Raw genomic sequence first — 17,249 nt, forward strand, 5'->3', positions numbered from 1 at the left:
GTGACGTGGTACAATCAAAGCAGATCATACAAGGTGAGGATGCCACATGCTAAAATACCAACAGATTGCAGCAGAGATTGAACAATACATCAATCAACACGATTTGAAGCAAGGAGATAAACTGCCCGTCCTCGAACAGTTGATGAGCCAATATGCCGTCAGTAAGAGCACAATCACGAAAGCGCTCGAGTTGCTCGAGCGAAAAGGCATCATCTTTCAATTGCGTGGGAGCGGCATCTTCGTCCGGCGCCACAACCGCCCAGGTTATATGAGCCTGTTCTCGACGCAAGGATTCAAGAGCAACCTCGGGGGCCGCATTCTGACATCGGATGTGCTCGACGTCTCGGTGACAAAGCCCGACGAGACGATTGCAGCGAACCTCGGTATTGACGTGACAGATGACGTCTATCGTGTCGAACGCGTCCGCTATGTCGACGGCGAGGTGTTCTGTTACGAGAAATCGTATTACGTGAAGGCGATTGTGCCGTATTTGAACCGGGAGATTGTCGCCGACTCGATTTTCGATTACGTCCAAGGCGCACTTGGCGTCACGATCGGCTTCTCGGACATGTACATGCAGGTCGGGCGGTTGGACGAGACCGAAGCCCAGTACCTCGGTCTTAAGAAGGACGACCCGACGCTTCGCATCGAGACGATCTTTCATCTGACGAACGGAAAGCCTTTCGACTACTCACGCATCACGTACCACTACGAGCATTCGCAGTTCGTCGTCCAAGCGAACGGTCCATATATGTAAAACAAGCCCTCATGCATGCGCATGGGGGCTTGTCAGTTAACACGGATTCGGTTTAGACGAGCGGTTTGCGTTTCAAATCGAGCAGTTCGTCATCCGTTTCATAAAGCAATTCGTCGAACGCTTCGGCACCGTGCTCCTCGATAAACCGTTCTTCTGACGGGAAAATCGGGACGAACCAGACGACGAGAACGTTCTGCGTATCGCCTTCGTACACCAAAAACGATTCATCCGAGTAGAATGGTGTGGTCACATAGATGGATGAGAATTTACTACGTTTGAGCACACCTTTCGGCAAACTGAAGTACTCACCTAAATCAAATGCTTGATGTGTCTCGAGCGCATGGGTCGCTAAGTGCCATGCTAACTGGACGATGTCCTGCTCGGCACGCTTTTGTTTGAAGCGAAACAGCACCTCTTGATGGGCACCGGAGCCATCCTCGAATTGAAGAGGATGCAGATGTAACCCTAGTGTCGAGATGCTCACGACGTCAGATGGTTTTGGCTCTTTCAATTTGAGGATTTGGACATGGTCCTCCGGTAAATCGGGAAAATCGTAGCCACCGACAAATTCGCCGCAATGGGTTTCTAAATGTTCTAAATAGTCCAATCCTATTCCTACTTTCTTTTTATGTTGAAATGTGTGCGGTAACTACGGATCTCAAACTTAAGTTTCAGATTGATTCAACTCTCCGGCGAATACCCACCCATTTTGTTTCAACATCTTTTCGAATTGTTCATTAAACCGGTTAATATCAACATTCTTGTTCTTTTTTTTACAAAAGACATCACCATTAATTAAAATGAACGCAGATTGAGATTCTTCCATTTCCCATACGGGTTTCCACGTCATATCTTTTTCATATTCCCTCGTACTATGTTCGTTGATGTACCATTCATCGGATACGCCAAACCGAATTACATTCCGTTGCGCCGTTCGCAATGAAATACCATTGGCGCCTCCCCAAGAATCAGGATTCACACCATCATCCTCCCAAAAACATTTTGGACAAATCGAAAACGTCCCTGGAGGTTCTTCGTCCATCGTCTTATAGCCACAACAGATGCAAGTATACAACTTCATTAATAAATCTCCGATCCGTAAAGGTTTTCTAAGGATGAATACACACTCAAACGCAAATTCTCACCTAAAACCGCTTAATCGCTAAGTTTATATGGTCAAAAAAATGATAACAATCATCCGCGCTGTGAGCCAATACAAAGTTTCCGAATATGTTCGGATGAAACTCCCCTAAAAATGTTTCCCCTGTCTGTGGCTCTGTCGGCCGTGCAAGGGACTGCCAAAACCCTCTTGTCTTCGGAAGGTCAAGCTGTGGCAACAACTCTTCTTCAATCAACCGCTCCCAATTCGTATCATTTAACGTCAATCGATATACCTTCTCCGTTGGTCCGAATGTGCCACTTAGACAGAATGTCAGCTCGATTGGGTATGCACCCCGTATCACGTGTTGAAAGAATGTCTCATAGTCGACGGTGTCTGCCGGCTCGACCACTTCGATTTGTGTACCTTGCAGCGTCAACCCGTCCGGATAATAGCTGAGGAGCCAATCCGTCTTGTCCGAGAAAATCACCACGTCTTTTTGATTTCCGTCATCATTTAGCGTCAGCCATGAATCGACCGCCTCTAGATTGTCGACATTCCCTTCCGTGACGGATGACTCTTCCCACCGCTCGGTCGAGAATCGATATCTCTTCGGTTGGAGGCTTGACGTCTTTCGTTCGACGCGGAGTGGGAACGTTGCGCCTGCTACATGTCGATGAATCAAGCGGAGCGCCTCCCCCTCCTGTAACGCATGGGATGGCAAGATGACCATCTGTACCGAATCATACGTGACATGACACGGTTTGAGTCCCGCTTCCTTCCCATAATCAGTGAAACACGCTTTCAATTGACCTGCCTCGTCTGGCAGGCGCTGCGTCAATACATCCCACCCCACGAACTCCACGATGTCCGGTAATCCATTCTCGTCCGTGATGACATCCCAAAACGCCGCCCAATTCTCGCCATAGTGATTTGGGAATCCTAACTGATCTTTCAAGAGAAGATGCAACTCTTTTGAAGTTCGGACGGTTGACACGTCGATGGTGACCCGGATACCACTCACCTCCCAATTGTTTTCGTGTAGCACCACAGCACATGTGGTTGCGTCACTTCCTTGTTTTTTTGAAAGCCTGCTTTTTCATAGAACGCGATGGCACGCGCATTGGATGGTGAGTCCCTTAACTGATAGGACTCGACCCCGTGGCTTCTGAAGAACGCCTCAGCGTAGTCGGTCAATAGGTGGGCATATCCTTTTCCACGGTACACAGGAATGAGGTACACAAGATTCATGAATCCGACCTCGACATCATCAATGGAGACCATTTGCAGTTCAAGTTGACCGATGGGCTGCCCGTACTCTCTGACTAACACAAATCCATCCGGAAATCGACTGGCGCGTGTCTCAAGCCATTTTAGGTAGAGTGATTCCTCAAACCGGACTGGGTCCCCGGTGCTGCACCGATCGGCGTCACGTCGAAATGCGATGATGGTGGCTCGATCGACAGTCGAATCGATTGTCGTAAACGTCAAGGTTGTAGCGACTTTATCCATGGATCCGCCGGCGGAACACGAGATAGATGAGCGGAATAGACGCCAATACGGCAATCCCATAACGTCGAAGTTCTTGTGGCCTGGCTGCCTCCTCTGAAACAGCTGACACACCGACCCGGTCGCTATCTCTCGGTTCACCAGGTGCGGTGTATAGGTCGCCGACCAGTTCTTTATACGAAGTCAGCGAAATCGTATCCTCTCCGATAAACGTCTTCGTATCCGGCGTCAGCGCGCTCATCGTCTCACCGTCCACTTCGAACCAGGCACTTTGTTGCGCCTGATAGACAATGTCGCCTTTTGGGTCGTCCAGCGCATCCAGGGCGACGGCCAACTCTTTCCCATATCCAAACGTCGAGAAGCCAAACTCGTCCGCTGCCACTTCATACGTCCCGATGACGTTGACCGGCACGTTGTCCTGATAGACGACCGCGATATATTCGGCCGTGAACTCGAGCGCATCTCCGAGTGGCAACGTCTTCTCAGATGTCATATACGTCCGAGACGGGGTCATGACAGGATGGAGTGGGCCAAACGATAGGTTTTCACTCGTCGTCATGTCATATTGGGCTGGACCCTCGTGGATATGATCGAGCACGATCTCTTCAAAATGCTGGTCGGCATACGCCTCTGGTGTTTTCTCGGTCTCTGCCGCGACAACCGGTGTAGTGATGAGGGCGAGTCTTAATCCGAGAATGTCGCAGAGACGGGATAGTCGTTCGTTCATGAGGGTCTCTCCTGTCCGCTGCGATGTAGGAACGTGTCGATTTGTTGCTCATGATGGTGGTCATGCTCGATAAAGTCTTCAATGATGGGAAACAGTTTCGCCTCCGCCTGTTGGGACAGTCGTCCTCGTCCTTCGATGGCCTGAATCAACGCACGTCTCGTTTCAATCGATTCTTTGATGACCTTATCGGACGAGATGCCGGACGTCGCTTGCTCGACGAATCGTTGATTGAAGGAGTCAAACTCTGGAAACACAACGTCTTTTCCTTCGCGGATGGCAGGCAACGTCTCGCTCAACAGATAGCGGTCCCAGTTCGTCATATGAAGAATGAGGGCTTTCATCGACCACTTCCCTGGGGCGACCGGTGTGTCCCATGTCGCTTCATCGATGGTTCGGAGTATGTCGAGCCAGTCGATGTGGGCGGCGAATCGTCTCAAACAGTCTTGATCGGTCATATCAGTCTCTCCTTGTTGGTGGATTGCCTATGGATTGATGAGTAACGCATGGTTGATGGTGATGAGCTCGCTTTGCGCATGTTTCCGACTTTCTACGATGCGCGAAAAGCGCTCAGACGCGACGAATTGATCTTGCTCTTTGACGACTGCGAGTCGCATGAGGGAGAGCCGGAGCTGCTTTCTTCCCTCGTTCATATGTATATGGTCGATTTGATTGATCCGGTCGAGTCGATTGATGAACAGTTCGACTTTACATTCCTCTTTTACCAAATAAGAGACGACGTACGAGGCTTGCTGAATCAACTCTTCGAACCGGGCATGTAACCCGTTTCCCTGTGGGGTGTTCAAATCGAGCATCAACGTGAACGTATCCACATTTTGTCGCTGGAACACTTTCGCCTGCATCTTTCCGGTCCTTGCTGTGGCAATCCAATCGATTTGTTTCACAGGCTCCGCTTCATAGCTTTTAGAACTTAGCACCATCAGTGGGTCTTTGAGCGGGGAATGTTTGACGATTCGGTCCCCGATACGGATTTGCTTCGAGTCGGAGAGACTCATTTTCTTGATGGACGGGAGGATGGTCCAATTCGGCAAGGACTTGACCGGTTCGACGAGTAGGACGACGCCTAACCGAAACGGCAGTCTCACGCTGAGGACACACTCGGAAACGCCAGTCGGGCCACGTTTCACTGCTTGAATCGATATCGAATAACGTGGCTCTTCCGAAATCACTTGAATCGTGTGCGTGCCCCCTCCCTCGGTGAACGTCAAACCTGGTTGTAAGCCGAAACGAAGCGACAGCGGTAGACCTAGCGTCTTTAATCGCTTCAGTCCTGTTACGTTTACCTGATAGACAGCGGTGTCCTCGATGAACAGTAACTGTTCTTTTTGTTTGAACGTCACGTGGACATGCTGCTCAATCTGTTTCGTCATCCAGTTCCGAGCCACCATCAACCCGAGTAAAGCGCCGCACACATATGCGACAGGCCAGACATAAGGGAACCATACGACTAGCAGCATCACACTCGTATAGGCGGGCCATAGTTTATCTTCTAATAGGGACGGTGAACTGACTTCGACCTGTCGCATCGTCACACCTTCTCGACAGGTACTTCGACGCGCTCTAATAGATCGTCGAGCACGTTCCGTTTCGTCGATTTGACGTCCCCTTCAAGTGTCAACGTCAAGCGGTGCGATAGGACGTGTGGTGCCACGGCCTGAACATCCTCCGGCGTCACGAATTGCCGGCCTTGGATATAGGCATACGCTTGGGATGCTTTGACGAGAGCGAGCGTCGCCCGAGGGCTGGCGCCGACCTCGACGAGCGGATGATGACGCGTCTCTTGGATCAGTGTGAGCAGATATGTGACGACGTCTTCGTGGATGCGGACGTCCTCGACCTCGGCTTGCGCCGCTAAGAACGCTTCGCTCGTCATGAGCGCGTGGACGGTATGCCGCGTCTTCGTCAAGGTCTGCAGAATCAAATTCCGCTCATCTTCCGCCCCCGGATAGCCGACTTGGAGTGACAAGAGGAAGCGGTCGAGCTGTGCATCTGGGAGAGCGAATGTGCCGGCCGACTCGATCGGATTCTGGGTTGCGATGACGAAGAACGGTTCGGGCAATCGATACGTCACACCGCCGATGGAGACTTGTCGCTCTTCCATCGCCTCGAGCAACGCCGATTGGGTACGCGGGACGGCCCGGTTGACCTCGTCAATCAGCAAGATGTTCGTGAAGATGGGCCCGGTCTTGTTCTCGAACGTCTGGGTCTGCACGTTGAAGAAATCCGTCCCGATGATGTCCGTCGGAAGCAGGTCTGCCGTGAACTGGATACGTGTGAACTCGGCCTCGAAACTTTTGGCGATACTTTTCGCAAGGAGCGTTTTCCCGGTACCGGGGACGTCCTCTAATAAGATGTGTCCGTTGGCGAGGAGCGCCGTGCAGCAAAGACGGGTGATCTCCGGTTTTCCAAGATAAATGCGGTCTAGTTGATTGAGCACTGATTGGATCGTCATATGGGTTACTCCTTCTCCATTTGGGATAGATAGTCGGTTAGCTGTCGTTCAAAGATGGTCGCTTGGCGCGTGTCCAATACTGCCCCCTCATCATACCGGGTCTCAAAATAAGGGAGGAGCGGTGCGTCTAGGCCGATGCGGGCTGCCCATGTGGAGAGTGTCTCGTGCGGAAGCCGTCTCTTTGGAACGGGTAATGCTTGTTCGAAGTGAATCAAGTGTTGCCGCAAGGTAGAGGCAGGTAACGAGACAGTCGACTTATTTTGCTGGTTCGAAGGTATTTCTGGATTTTTTTGAAGAGGTTCGGCAAATGACGACTCCTCTTCAAACTGTCTCGGTATACGACGACGTTTTTGCCACATCCAGATGGCCGACAAAGCAATCCCGATTACAATGATATATGGCAAATATGAGCGGGAGGCTGATGCCTGTTCGGACGGTGTACCGTTGCTGATTCTTGAAACGTCATTTAAATTTTCACGCGGTGTCCCACCTTTATCAATCGGGCCTTCTGCTGGCCCCATATCTTCACCTGCTTGAAACTGTTCTTCGAGTGGTCCTCCACTTTGGCAGTAACGATCGACATCGACAACTTCAATCATGCCAAACAGTTTAGTCTTATCACGACACCCTTTTGACACGCCATTTACCTCACTGCCTGAGATGTCGAGTGATTGATAGAAGGTATACGCTAATTGTCCAGTATAGGTAAATAAGGATAGTAGAACGATAGCCGCCATGACAGCAGACAGGAAAATCAGGTGTGCCCGCCTCATAGACGGAAGTGCTCTGTTTGTAAGAAACGTTGGATCATGAAAGAGCTCCCCTTTAAATAATTAGTCAATTTCCAATATCCGTTGTCGGAATTTTCAGTAATTAGTGAATGGAGTAAATCGCTAAATCTCTAATAGCCTAATCTCACTTTCTGACCAACCGTCCTCATCACAGGTTGTGGACGTGAAGCGTTTCAGCTCAACATCGACGGGAAGTGTAGGTAAATATGTATCTTGCTCATCGTCTTTCGCAATTGGAACCCAATCCACGTTTTGCATAAAGTCTCGAAATGTGTCATTGCTTTGGAAGACGATGATTTCGGATGACCAGTGTGTCGGGATGTCCAATAGCACCACGATTCGAGACGACTCATCAGGACGTATTTGCTTCAAGTGAATCGCACCATCCATCAACGTTTCGACGACGGCACGTTTTCCTCTCCTTTTGAACCGTTTGGAATAGAGCACGCGTTGTCCAATCGGTAGTTTGCGGTTCCAGTATCCATTGATGAACGTCGTCGGAAACGTTGATGTCATCTCTTCGACCCGCTCTGTCATTTGGTTGATCTTCCGTCTCATGCCGCGTACTTTCGATTCCCGGTTCATGTGTCTCCCTCATTTACTGTACATTCGCCTTCCTCAATTTCTAAATTAAGGAAATTATACCATGTCGCTGTAATGCTTCATAGACGAATCTTGTTCATTCGATTCGGTTGTGGTGTCATTCCGTCAAGTGCGATTGACCTGTGATACATGTTGATGCCACCATCGACCGGGACGACGGAGAGAGGGAGATGACCCATGCTTTCGATTTCACGATGGAAGGTCGCAGGTGCCCAGTCCCATTCCATCTCATGACCCGCTACTGCGTAAGCGAATGGTACGCGTCCGTAAAGGTCTACCAAAAGTCGCTCCACGTATTTGCTGATTTCAACATGCGATTTCGATTGCGTTTCATCGGGGAATACGTCTTCATAGTCCAAATCGATAAGTAGGCCGTCAAACTCCAATTCGTCTCGCAACGACACCGTCACGATTTGGTCGCGTCGACCGAATCGTGTAGTCGTTAAGCGGACGGATCCATAAAACTGGCTGTGCGACACATCAAACGCTGCTTCCTCGGTTCGAACCGTCACCCAGTTACTTCCGCCCTCGTCCTCACTGTATGACGTGTTGATAATTCTGCCGTTGCCGTCTATAAGCTTTTCACACACTGCTTCAAGAGAGCGAGATAACCCAATCCCTTTTGTAAATGCGATTCCGATTGAAACGAACCCACCCTTTCTCCATAGACCCTCACCCCTTTGTCTCATCATACAAAAAAGCGGCACCGTATACACGGCACCGCCCCATCTTACAGCCAGACTGGTAAAGAAAAGAAAACCAAGAACAATACGGTCAAGACACCGACGACCGGACTGAGCGACCGATAGCCCTTCTTGAACAAGACGATCATCGTGTATGCGATGAAGCCGAGCCCGATGCCATCGACGATGGAATACGTGAACGGAATCATGATGATGACGAGAATCGCCGGGAAGGCATGCTCCCAATTGTCGAGCGGGAGATGCTTCACGTTCTGGAACATCATCATGCCGATGATGATCAACACCGGCGCGATCGCCGTCACCGGAATGATCGCGAACAGCGGCAACAACAAGAGCGAGACGACGTACAGGCCTGACGTGACGAACGAGGCGATGCCGCCCCGTGCACCGACCGAGATGCCGGCCGCGACCTCGACCGTCGAGACGGTCGGGCTCGAACCGAACATTGCACCGGCCATCGTCGACAATCCTTGGGCGACGAGCCCTTTCGGTGCGTCCGCATCCTTGCCGATAGCGCGCGTCTGATTTTGGATCAGGCTGATGTTCTCGATCAGCAAGACGAGCGTCAATACGCCGACGGCGACCAAGAAAATTGGTGACGCCGACTCGGCGAACGAGACGTTGCCGAACACGGTCCCGAACGACTCGAAGAACGGCGTGAGCGCGAACTCACCGGTCCAGTCGAGCGTACCCATGACGGCGCTTAAACCGACCCCGAACGCGATTGTCCATAAGAAACTGCTCGGTCCCATCTTCAAGAAGAGCAGGATGGCGACGAAGAGCGACAGGAACGCGACCTGTACCGGTCGTTCCCCAAGGTCTCCGATGTGAAGCAGTGCCCCGCCACCGCCCGAGACGATCCCCGCCGCCTCGAGCCCAATCAAGATGAGGAACAGGCCGAGCCCGACCGTCAATCCGTCATGAATGATCGGCGGGAACGCGTTCGCGAGTTTCCTTGCCACTTTCGTCACCGTCAACAGGACGACGAGCGCCCCTGAGACGAACGAGACGGCGAGCGCACCTTGCCAGCTCAGCCCCATCTGCAGGACGAGCGTGTACGTAAATAGCGCGTTGATGCCCATCCCTGGTAACAGGAGCAGCGGCAAGTTGAACAGCCCTGCGATGAACGTTCCGATGATGCTTGTCAAAATCGCTCCGACGAGCGCTCCCTCGAACGGGAGTCCGGCTTGTGTCAAGATTGCCGCGTGAACGGCCGGGATGTATGCTGTCGCCAGAAAGTTCAGCACGCCCCCGTATGTTTCTGTTTTCCATTCTGTTTGTTTTGCCATAGGAATCAATCCTTTATTGGCACCCTCACCCACCCATGTGGTTATACACACGAGATTGATTATATCCTGTCTGACCTCTGACATACAAGCTATTATTGGTTCAAATCCATCTTTGGACCCAGTCATGAGCCCCATTCGGACGAAAGGTTCATTTTCTAAAACAAGAACAAACGTTCCTGTTTTTAGCATCTTTTTTGGGGAGAATCTGCTATAATGAAGAGGCAGGTTAACGCAGCAATAGTGGGGTCAGCCGCCAAGTCCACAATGGAGGAAGGCGGTGGTGCGGATGGAACAACTATGGACCTGGGTCGGCGATTATGTAATCGTCCCGATCCTCGCTCCGATCATCGTTCATTTGGTATTACACCAAACATCCGATCGTGCAACGTCTGAACGCACAAAAAAATGACCCCCTCGGCGCAATGAGATGGGTCACTTTCTGATTCACTAACCATTGTGGCGGCTGGGCCACTCTTGAAGTGGTAGCCTGTGAGCCAGAGGCCGGTGTGTCCAGCACCGGTCTCTTTCTACTTGCATCATACCATACTTGTTCCCATTTTTCAGTAACAGAAACACAAAAACGGTGAAGTTGACGTGACGAATGATAGCTGTCCGTCCGACATCATTCAGAGACCACGTTTCTAAGCCCGTTGTTCAACAGTTCGAGGCAGAGCAAAGCGCTATGCCTTTTTTAGATTTCATTTATGACACCTTTAAGAAATCTTTAAATCCGTCATCTACACTGAAGACAGTTCAAATTCTTAGGAGGTTCATACCATGTATAATAAAGATTATTCAGTCATGTTCACAATCGAATCAGGGGTCGTTCTTATCCCGCTCGCGATTCTCGGTCTCATCACGTTACTCGTCTGGTCGTTTCGTAAGAAACATGTAAAGGTCCCGCAAACTCTTTTGCTTTTGTCGTTCGGGATATACGTATTAGGTGTCCTTCACTTTGTCTTCTTCCCAATTGACGTCAATTTAGGAAAGTATGCGAATCAAGTCCCGTGGTGGAGAACGATTAATTTTATTCCGATTCTGACCATCGATGTGTATTCATTTGTGCTAAATGTCGTCATGTTTCTCCCGTTCGGCTGCTATCTTCCATTTTTGAAACCGTCGATCACGAAAAAAGAAGTCCTCCTACGAGGTTTTCAATTCAGTCTTATCCTTGAACTGACTCAATTATTGGTACGTACGACACTAGGCAGTGGACGAAGCACAGATGTGAATGACTTATTGGCAAATGCGCTCGGCGCACTTTTAGGGTTCCTACTCGTTCGTTTCGTCGTCCAATTTGCCCCGTTCCGACGTTTATATCAGAATTTCCAACTTTAATTCGTAAGGGAGTTTCAGGCATGACAAAAATCTTGTTAGTGGATGATGATGTCCAAATCGCAGAACTAATTGATGTGTATGTAAAGAATGACGGGTATCTCACGACGCTGGCAACCGATGGGGAAATGGCGCTTGCCTTGTTCAACCGAGAGCCGTTTGACTTAATCATCTTAGATTGGATGATGCCTCGGATGGATGGGCTTGAATTTTGTAAGCGGGTGCGTCAGACGAGCCAAATCCCGATTTTAATGGTCAGTGCCAAAGTGGGTGACCTGGATAAGATATTGGGATTGACGACAGGGGTCGATGATTACATCATCAAGCCGTTCAATCCGCTCGAGTTGATGGCACGTGTCAAAGCATTGCTGCGCCGTTCAAACTATAACCGACCAAGCGAGTCCTCAAGTGTGCAAGCTGGCCCCTTCCTGATCAATCGAGCCAGTCACACTGTCACGATGCAAGATCAGACGATTCGATTGACGGCACGTGAATTTGAGATCTTGTATTTACTGGCGAAACATAAAGGCCGGGTGTTCCGCTCTGAAGAGATATTTGAGACGGTCTGGCAAGAGCATGGTGTCGGGTCGAATCAGACGGTGATGGTTCATATCAGTAACATCCGTGAGAAATTACATGCCGTCGTGCCACATGAGGTCATCATTCATACGGTGTGGGGAGTGGGATATAAAATTGAGACATAATATATGGCGCGTCATAACGTTCATCCCGATGTGGAAACGTCTGATGTATGTATTGATTGCTTTCGGGGTCGCCACCCTGAGCGGTATGCTGTTACTGCCTGTCGTCTGGTACTTTGAAGAGTCATCACGATTTGTGGAGAGTCTGATCATCGTGTTGTCGTATTTTCGCGAAGGTGTCATCGTCATGTTTTACAGTCTGGTGGTTATCGTTTGTCTCGTGTTGATTTATCAATATGAGCGCAAACGATATTTACAGTTTCACATTGAACGGATGACGTCACTTGTCGAAGAACTCCACTTCGACCGTGATTCGGATGAACGATCTGTTCCGCCAGAGCTAGACCGGTTGATGGCAACCGTTCGCGCCATCTCGGACAGTGCGGCAAAAGCGGAGCAGGAAGTGCTTCAAGCGGATCGCTTGAAACATGAGCTCGTGACGAACGTCGCCCACGACTTGCGCTCCCCGCTCACGTCGATCACGGGTTATCTTGACTTGATTCACAGCGACCGTTACCGGGACGAGGTGGAGTTGCGTCATTACATTCACGTCATTCATGAGAACGCGACCCATCTGAAAGGCTTGATTAACGATATCTTTGACTATACGTTTCTACAAAACGACCGGATCGCCCTCCAGACAAGCGAGGTCCGTCTCGATGAATTGCTCAATCAGCTCATCATGCAGTCGACGTTACGTCTCTCGGAAGTTGGAATGGAAGCTCGATTCAGCTCTTCAGCCGAACGTCCCATCGTGGAAGGGGATGCGTTGAAGCTAGTTCGTGTGTTTGAGAATATACTCGAGAATGCGATTCGTTACGGGCGTGACGGAACGTATATCGATATGTTCATCGACGATACGGATGAAGCGGTCCTTATCAACATGACGAACTACGGCGAGGATGCCATCCCCTCCCGTGACATTCCTTACGTGTTTGAGCGATTTTTTAGAGTGGAACAGTCACGCGCGCATTACACTGGTGGATCAGGTCTCGGTCTTGCCATCGCCAAGTCCATCATCGATTTACATGAGGGTGAGATTCACGTGACGAGCCAACCAAGAGAAACGACGTTCACAATCATTCTCCCAAAAGTCTCTCCCAATGCTGTCCATGAGAAAGCATGGCCCGTGTGACCTACACGCGCTATGCTTTTTTTGTGCTCACGCAAAAGATGATTAACTTCAAGCTCATGTTCGTGCGATTGCATGAAGACGACAAAAAAAGACAAGCCCAATCGCACTACGCGAGTGGGCTCGTCGATAATCGGGCGTTAGCCCGGTGTTTTAATATCTTCCTCTACCGTATAGCGGGAGAACCAGTGCAACATGGCATCCGCCTCTTGCTTCGGGATATCCTCAATCAATTCATGTGATAGGACACCGCGCGTCGAGAACAGGACGTTACATACATCGAAACGGCGCTGGAGCGGCGTCTGCGTCACTTGAATCTGTTCGATCCTCGGCTTGTCCGTCAAGAACGACGTGACGTTGAAGGCGCCGGTCCGTAGTTCTATGAACTGACCGTTCTGGGCGTAGCGTGTCGTCATATAGCTCAACAAACGGCCGCCGATGATAATGGCCCACAACAGGATGAGCCACCAGGCATACTCACGGAAGAAGTACAGTACGACTCCCGAGACGATCAGTCCGACCCAGCTGATGCGCAACAGTTTAACCCAGAGGGAACGCTTCGGCAGGCGATGGAGCGCATCAGACCAGACGAACTGGTCGAAGTGTTCGTTCAAAACATTCATTGCCCGCTCTCGTTTCACGAACGGCAGGATGGTCGATGATTCATTTTTCAACTCGTCCATCGTCCCCGCTGCGACGAGTTCGACACCGACGATATGGAACCACCGCCGGATGAACGTCTCTTTGACCCGGACCGCTTGAATCTTCTCGTACGGAATCTCTTTGGCGGAACGGTTGAGCAATCCCTTCTCGACGCGAATGCGGTCGCCGCGTCGTTCGAGTCGGAAATTCCCGTATTTCAAGAAATTGATGACCATGCCGATGACAATCGACAAGATCAGGACCGCTAAGACGAGCACACCAACCGCGATGATTGACGCATGGACGACCCAATCCCCAATCGTATCGAACGTCCCGTCGAGATTGATGAAGTCATCAATCGACGAGATGATTGTCGAGGCGACCGGGAAGATGGCGAACACTGACAATGACGTCAGCGAGGCGATGATGATTTCTCGGGTTGAGAGGGCGTACAGTAAACGGCTCGACGGTTTTTCAATCGCCACCGGTGCAACTGTCCCGTCCGTCTCCCCTTCTACCGGTATGTCGGTCTCGGTCTTGCGATGACGCACCTGGTCAAGGATGTCCTCGAGCCGCTTCGCCTCGTTCGGGAAGACGCCGGCCAGTTTGAACGAGGCGTCGTCACTGTTCGCGTTCGTGTCGAACGTCAACTCGACGACCCCGAGCAATCGGTACAAGAACGGGCTGTTCGAATGGACACTTTGAATCTTATAGAGCGGAAGCGACTTCTCTTTCTTAATCCAATTGCCATCGATGATATATACCGTCTTCTCATCGAGCGCATACCGGAAGTTGAGCCAGCCGAAGAACTTCTGCAAAATATCGAACAAGAGGAACAGCAGAATCCCGACCCGCAAGATAATGCCGAACGTCGAACTCCAGTCATTGTTGATGACGAACAACAACACGAGTGGGATGATAAATGACTTGATGAGCTCTAAGACACGCAACAGCAAGACGCGACTCGGCAGGCGATGCCATGTGAGAGCGGCTTCCGTCATATGACATCCTCCTCCTCGATGCGGGCATAGACCGCGATCTGTTCACGGAGCGACTTCGCGAACGATTCTTCAATCGCATAGATGTCATGTGATCCGGCGGCCGTCCCGATCGTGATCGTCTGCAAGCCGTACTTTCGTAGCAACGGGCCTTGCTGGGCGTGGACGTATTGGACTTTCGTCATCGGAATCAATACGTCATGCGTCGTGATGATCCCGTGATGCAGGCGGATCTCGAGTGGTTTCACGTCATACGTGAACCGCTCTTGCTTCCACTTTTGGAAGACGACGATGTCGATCACACTATAGATGAGATCGATGGCGAGTAAAGCGTACATCGTATATTGGAGCCACGTCGGCCAGTCAAAATAGAGCGCGGCGGCGACGAGTCCACCTATGATGACGAGGCCGATGAGATAAAAGATGGCACTCGACAACCGGAAGACGGTACGTGCCTCAATCGGCAATGTGCCGCTGAATGATGTTGGTGTTGTTTCTATGTCTGACATTAGTGTTTCCCCCTAACAATTCGGAGCATGTGCCCGTTCTACCTCTAGTATACGGTGCACTCCCTAAAAAAGTTTCAAATTGAGGTCGGGAAACTGTTCAACCGTGATCTCATCAACTCAAAGCGCGGTTTGTCTTCGGCCTCCACTTGCTGGATAAGGCGGTCGAGTGCGGCGACACCTTCCCCCTGTAGCGCAGCGTCTAGATGACCGGTCAGTTTAATCGACGCGAACGTACTTGCCATGATAGCGACGTCACAGTCGAAGCCATATTCATATGTCGCCCAGTCGTCCGGGCTCGACACGTCCCGCTCCATCCAGCCCGACACGATGTCGTACGCCCCGACGAGAAAATCGATGTCCCGCTGTTTTCGAATCGCATCCTCGAACATCACGAGAACGTCGGCCCCTTAGTCACTGCCGAACGGACTGTACTCATCCCTGCAATCCAAGTAAAAATCCTCCTGAAAATGATCATTGAACCGAGGGTGTGCGGTGAGTCGGTCAGGACCGACTTCCGGGTCGTCGACATAAATGAAGTCGTCCCAATCAATCTCGGTCTCGATGTACCCTTTCCGGAGTTTCTGGCGAACCAGCTTGTCCGCTTCTTTCTGACAGACGTCCTCCGATTCGAACGATTTGATTTGCACTTTCCCGATTGTCCCGAGCTTTCCGTAATGTAAGGCGAACTCGTCGGACCCGACACGGATGTTCCAAAACTTCGTGGTGTGTTGTAAGTAGGTTTGCATCTGCTCATCCCCATATCGCTTAAGATGTTTTCATTATACGCAGAATTTGAACGATGAAGGACCAGATCAATCTAATGTAATTAAATTCAATTATTGACATTATTTTTTTATAATGGAATATATAAGTATAAACTTATGCGATGTAGTAACGGTTTGATTGGTAGACCCGTTTTTTTTATCAATAGAATCAAATAGAAGGTGAATCACTTCTGCGAAATAAAGTAGCAATGTGTATTCTACTAACAATAACTTAATCTTACAAAAGTAGGCAGGCATTTTGATGATGGAGGGTTTATGCAGAAAAGAAAAATGTATTATTTTATCATTTCGACCTTGGTCATCCTCGCTTTATTTAAAACCGGCGGGACTTTCCTTTATGGAATGATTGTAGATCGTCCCACCCAACAAGACATGTCGGGAAATCCAAGGTATATCGACGGTGAGTTGGCAACCTTTAAAGACAAAACAGAGAATCTAGAGGATACTAATGATATACCGAAGTGGTATGATCTTTTGTCGAAAGAACGGTTTGAGAAGAAGACGTCTGGCGAAGATCAAGAGACTGTTTCAGATGTCCTAAAATGGGCAGTTATAGCTTTCTTGCTCATTTTATTTCTCAAGTACTACAAGCGCGTACGAAACTGGTGGGATAAGCGGCGACGCAAAGCGACACCGTCCTCAGCTGACGAGAGACCATTATCATCTCGAGCCAACATGAACACGGTGACCAATACAACACCAACCTTTCTTTATGCCTCTGATACTGAGCTTGGGAAACTACTCGTGGAGTTGAATGACATCTTGAGCGACACTCAAAAACGAAAACCTCACGAGACCGTCTCAGAGTGGTTTGCACGCATTCGATTCGAACAATCTGTGAAACCTTATGCCGATGTACGATATGGAGAACTGGACGTGATCGACGAGCGCTCACTTCATGATTTCAAAGTATCTGTCAGACAATACATCCAACACTATAAAGGAGAGAAATCTTGATGAACATTCGTACGATGATTGAGGAAATCAACCAAGTCTATTTGGGCAATCCGACAGTAGTAGAGTTGTGTGTGACATCACTTTTGGCAAACGGACATGTTCTCTTAGAAGATGTACCGGGCACCGGAAAGACGATGTTGGCCAAGACATTGGCGACGAGTTTCCACGGCGACTTTTCAAGAATTCAGTTCACAGCCGACTTATTACCGTCAGATATTGTCGGTTCAGATTTTTTCAATCT

At 50.0% G+C, this 17,249-nt stretch carries 21 protein-coding genes and 1 pseudogene; 6 read left to right on the forward strand and 16 right to left on the reverse strand.

The features are described 5' to 3' along the window. The first annotated feature begins 46 nt into the window (after positions 1 to 46). On the forward strand, positions 47 to 757 hold the full coding sequence (locus tag KNP83_RS06470) for a GntR family transcriptional regulator (protein WP_214753316.1): 711 nt from the start codon (positions 47 to 49) through the stop codon (positions 755 to 757). Positions 758 to 809: 52 nt separating this feature from the next. Here the strand turns inward: KNP83_RS06470 and KNP83_RS06475 are convergent, their stop codons facing one another. From KNP83_RS06475 to KNP83_RS06530, 12 genes and pseudogenes are all read right to left on the reverse strand, one after another. After that, on the reverse strand, positions 810 to 1,364 hold the full coding sequence (locus KNP83_RS06475) for a suppressor of fused domain protein (protein ID WP_214753318.1): 555 nt from the start codon (positions 1,362 to 1,364) through the stop codon (positions 810 to 812). 225 nt (positions 1,365 to 1,589) lie between these two features. Continuing rightward, a pseudogene (locus tag KNP83_RS15060) lies at positions 1,590 to 1,838 on the reverse strand (CPCC family cysteine-rich protein); the annotation flags it as partial. Positions 1,839 to 1,902: 64 nt separating this feature from the next. Next, on the reverse strand, positions 1,903 to 2,907 hold the full coding sequence (locus KNP83_RS06485; RefSeq protein WP_353048518.1) for a barstar family protein: 1,005 nt from the start codon (positions 2,905 to 2,907) through the stop codon (positions 1,903 to 1,905). Next, the gene (locus KNP83_RS06490) at positions 2,877 to 3,347 is read right to left on the reverse strand and encodes a GNAT family N-acetyltransferase (RefSeq protein ID WP_214761555.1); all 471 of its coding nucleotides are present in this window, start codon (positions 3,345 to 3,347) and stop codon (positions 2,877 to 2,879) included. The genes KNP83_RS06485 and KNP83_RS06490 overlap by 31 nt, the downstream gene beginning before the upstream one ends. 13 nt (positions 3,348 to 3,360) lie before the next feature. After that, positions 3,361 to 4,092, reverse strand: a complete 732-nt coding sequence (locus KNP83_RS06495; protein WP_214761557.1) for a hypothetical protein — start codon at positions 4,090 to 4,092, stop codon at positions 3,361 to 3,363. Beyond that, the gene (locus KNP83_RS06500; RefSeq protein ID WP_214761559.1) at positions 4,089 to 4,547 is read right to left on the reverse strand and encodes a DinB family protein; all 459 of its coding nucleotides are present in this window, start codon (positions 4,545 to 4,547) and stop codon (positions 4,089 to 4,091) included. Before KNP83_RS06500 ends, KNP83_RS06495 begins: the two co-directional genes overlap by 4 nt. A gap of 27 nt (positions 4,548 to 4,574) precedes the next feature. Then, the gene (locus KNP83_RS06505; protein WP_214761561.1) at positions 4,575 to 5,636 is read right to left on the reverse strand and encodes a DUF58 domain-containing protein; all 1,062 of its coding nucleotides are present in this window, start codon (positions 5,634 to 5,636) and stop codon (positions 4,575 to 4,577) included. 2 nt (positions 5,637 to 5,638) lie between these two features. Continuing rightward, a complete protein-coding gene (locus tag KNP83_RS06510) occupies positions 5,639 to 6,562 on the reverse strand; it encodes an AAA family ATPase (protein ID WP_214753327.1) in 924 nt (307 codons plus the stop codon). A 5-nt stretch (positions 6,563 to 6,567) separates the two neighbouring features. Next, entirely contained in the window at positions 6,568 to 7,200 is a 633-nt protein-coding gene (locus KNP83_RS06515; protein ID WP_353048519.1) for a hypothetical protein, read from the reverse strand. A 255-nt stretch (positions 7,201 to 7,455) separates the two neighbouring features. Next, positions 7,456 to 7,938, reverse strand: a complete 483-nt coding sequence (locus tag KNP83_RS06520; protein ID WP_214761563.1) for a DUF3916 domain-containing protein — start codon at positions 7,936 to 7,938, stop codon at positions 7,456 to 7,458. 77 nt (positions 7,939 to 8,015) lie between these two features. Continuing rightward, on the reverse strand, positions 8,016 to 8,648 hold the full coding sequence (locus tag KNP83_RS06525) for an Imm64 family immunity protein (RefSeq protein WP_214761565.1): 633 nt from the start codon (positions 8,646 to 8,648) through the stop codon (positions 8,016 to 8,018). 38 nt (positions 8,649 to 8,686) lie between these two features. Beyond that, positions 8,687 to 9,949, reverse strand: a complete 1,263-nt coding sequence (locus tag KNP83_RS06530) for an NCS2 family permease (protein WP_214707809.1) — start codon at positions 9,947 to 9,949, stop codon at positions 8,687 to 8,689. A gap of 777 nt (positions 9,950 to 10,726) precedes the next feature. On the opposite strand from KNP83_RS06530, the gene KNP83_RS06535 reads away from it, so the two are divergent. Genes KNP83_RS06535 through KNP83_RS06545 form a run of 3 tightly spaced genes read left to right on the forward strand, consistent with a single transcriptional unit; the run spans position 10,727 to position 13,120 of the window. Beyond that, positions 10,727 to 11,287 (forward strand): VanZ family protein, encoded by a 561-nt coding sequence (locus KNP83_RS06535; RefSeq protein WP_214753335.1) that lies wholly within the window; start codon positions 10,727 to 10,729, stop codon positions 11,285 to 11,287. 20 nt (positions 11,288 to 11,307) lie between these two features. Continuing rightward, positions 11,308 to 11,988 (forward strand): response regulator transcription factor, encoded by a 681-nt coding sequence (locus KNP83_RS06540; protein ID WP_214761566.1) that lies wholly within the window; start codon positions 11,308 to 11,310, stop codon positions 11,986 to 11,988. Further along, positions 11,978 to 13,120 carry a sensor histidine kinase gene (locus tag KNP83_RS06545; RefSeq protein WP_251126285.1) on the forward strand — a complete coding sequence of 381 codons (1,143 nt, stop codon included), beginning with the start codon at positions 11,978 to 11,980 and terminating at the stop codon, positions 13,118 to 13,120. The genes KNP83_RS06540 and KNP83_RS06545 overlap by 11 nt, the downstream gene beginning before the upstream one ends. Positions 13,121 to 13,257: 137 nt before the next feature. Here KNP83_RS06545 and KNP83_RS06550 read toward each other — a convergent pair whose 3' ends face one another. The 4 genes from KNP83_RS06550 to KNP83_RS06565 all read right to left on the reverse strand — a co-directional run bounded on the left by KNP83_RS06550 (position 13,258) and on the right by KNP83_RS06565 (position 16,012). Continuing rightward, complete coding sequence (locus tag KNP83_RS06550) at positions 13,258 to 14,760, reverse strand: PH domain-containing protein (protein WP_214761570.1); 1,503 nt, start codon at positions 14,758 to 14,760, stop codon at positions 13,258 to 13,260. After that, positions 14,757 to 15,266, reverse strand: coding sequence for a PH domain-containing protein (locus KNP83_RS06555; protein WP_214761572.1), 510 nt, complete (start codon positions 15,264 to 15,266; stop codon positions 14,757 to 14,759). Before KNP83_RS06555 ends, KNP83_RS06550 begins: the two co-directional genes overlap by 4 nt. Before the next feature lie 74 nt (positions 15,267 to 15,340). Beyond that, positions 15,341 to 15,658, reverse strand: coding sequence for a hypothetical protein (locus KNP83_RS06560; protein ID WP_214753344.1), 318 nt, complete (start codon positions 15,656 to 15,658; stop codon positions 15,341 to 15,343). Between the two features lie 15 nt (positions 15,659 to 15,673). Next, positions 15,674 to 16,012 carry a WGR domain-containing protein gene (locus KNP83_RS06565; RefSeq protein ID WP_214761573.1) on the reverse strand — a complete coding sequence of 113 codons (339 nt, stop codon included), beginning with the start codon at positions 16,010 to 16,012 and terminating at the stop codon, positions 15,674 to 15,676. Positions 16,013 to 16,306: 294 nt separating this feature from the next. On the opposite strand from KNP83_RS06565, the gene KNP83_RS06570 reads away from it, so the two are divergent. Beyond that, the gene (locus KNP83_RS06570; RefSeq protein ID WP_214753348.1) at positions 16,307 to 17,008 is read left to right on the forward strand and encodes a hypothetical protein; all 702 of its coding nucleotides are present in this window, start codon (positions 16,307 to 16,309) and stop codon (positions 17,006 to 17,008) included. Next, positions 17,008 to 17,249: AAA family ATPase (locus tag KNP83_RS06575; protein WP_214761575.1), on the forward strand; the 242-nt coding region annotated here is incomplete at its 3' end. The genes KNP83_RS06570 and KNP83_RS06575, both read left to right, overlap by 1 nt.

It is taken from the genome of Exiguobacterium sp. s146 (assembly GCF_018618415.1).
Taxonomy (GTDB): domain Bacteria; phylum Bacillota; class Bacilli; order Exiguobacteriales; family Exiguobacteriaceae; genus Exiguobacterium.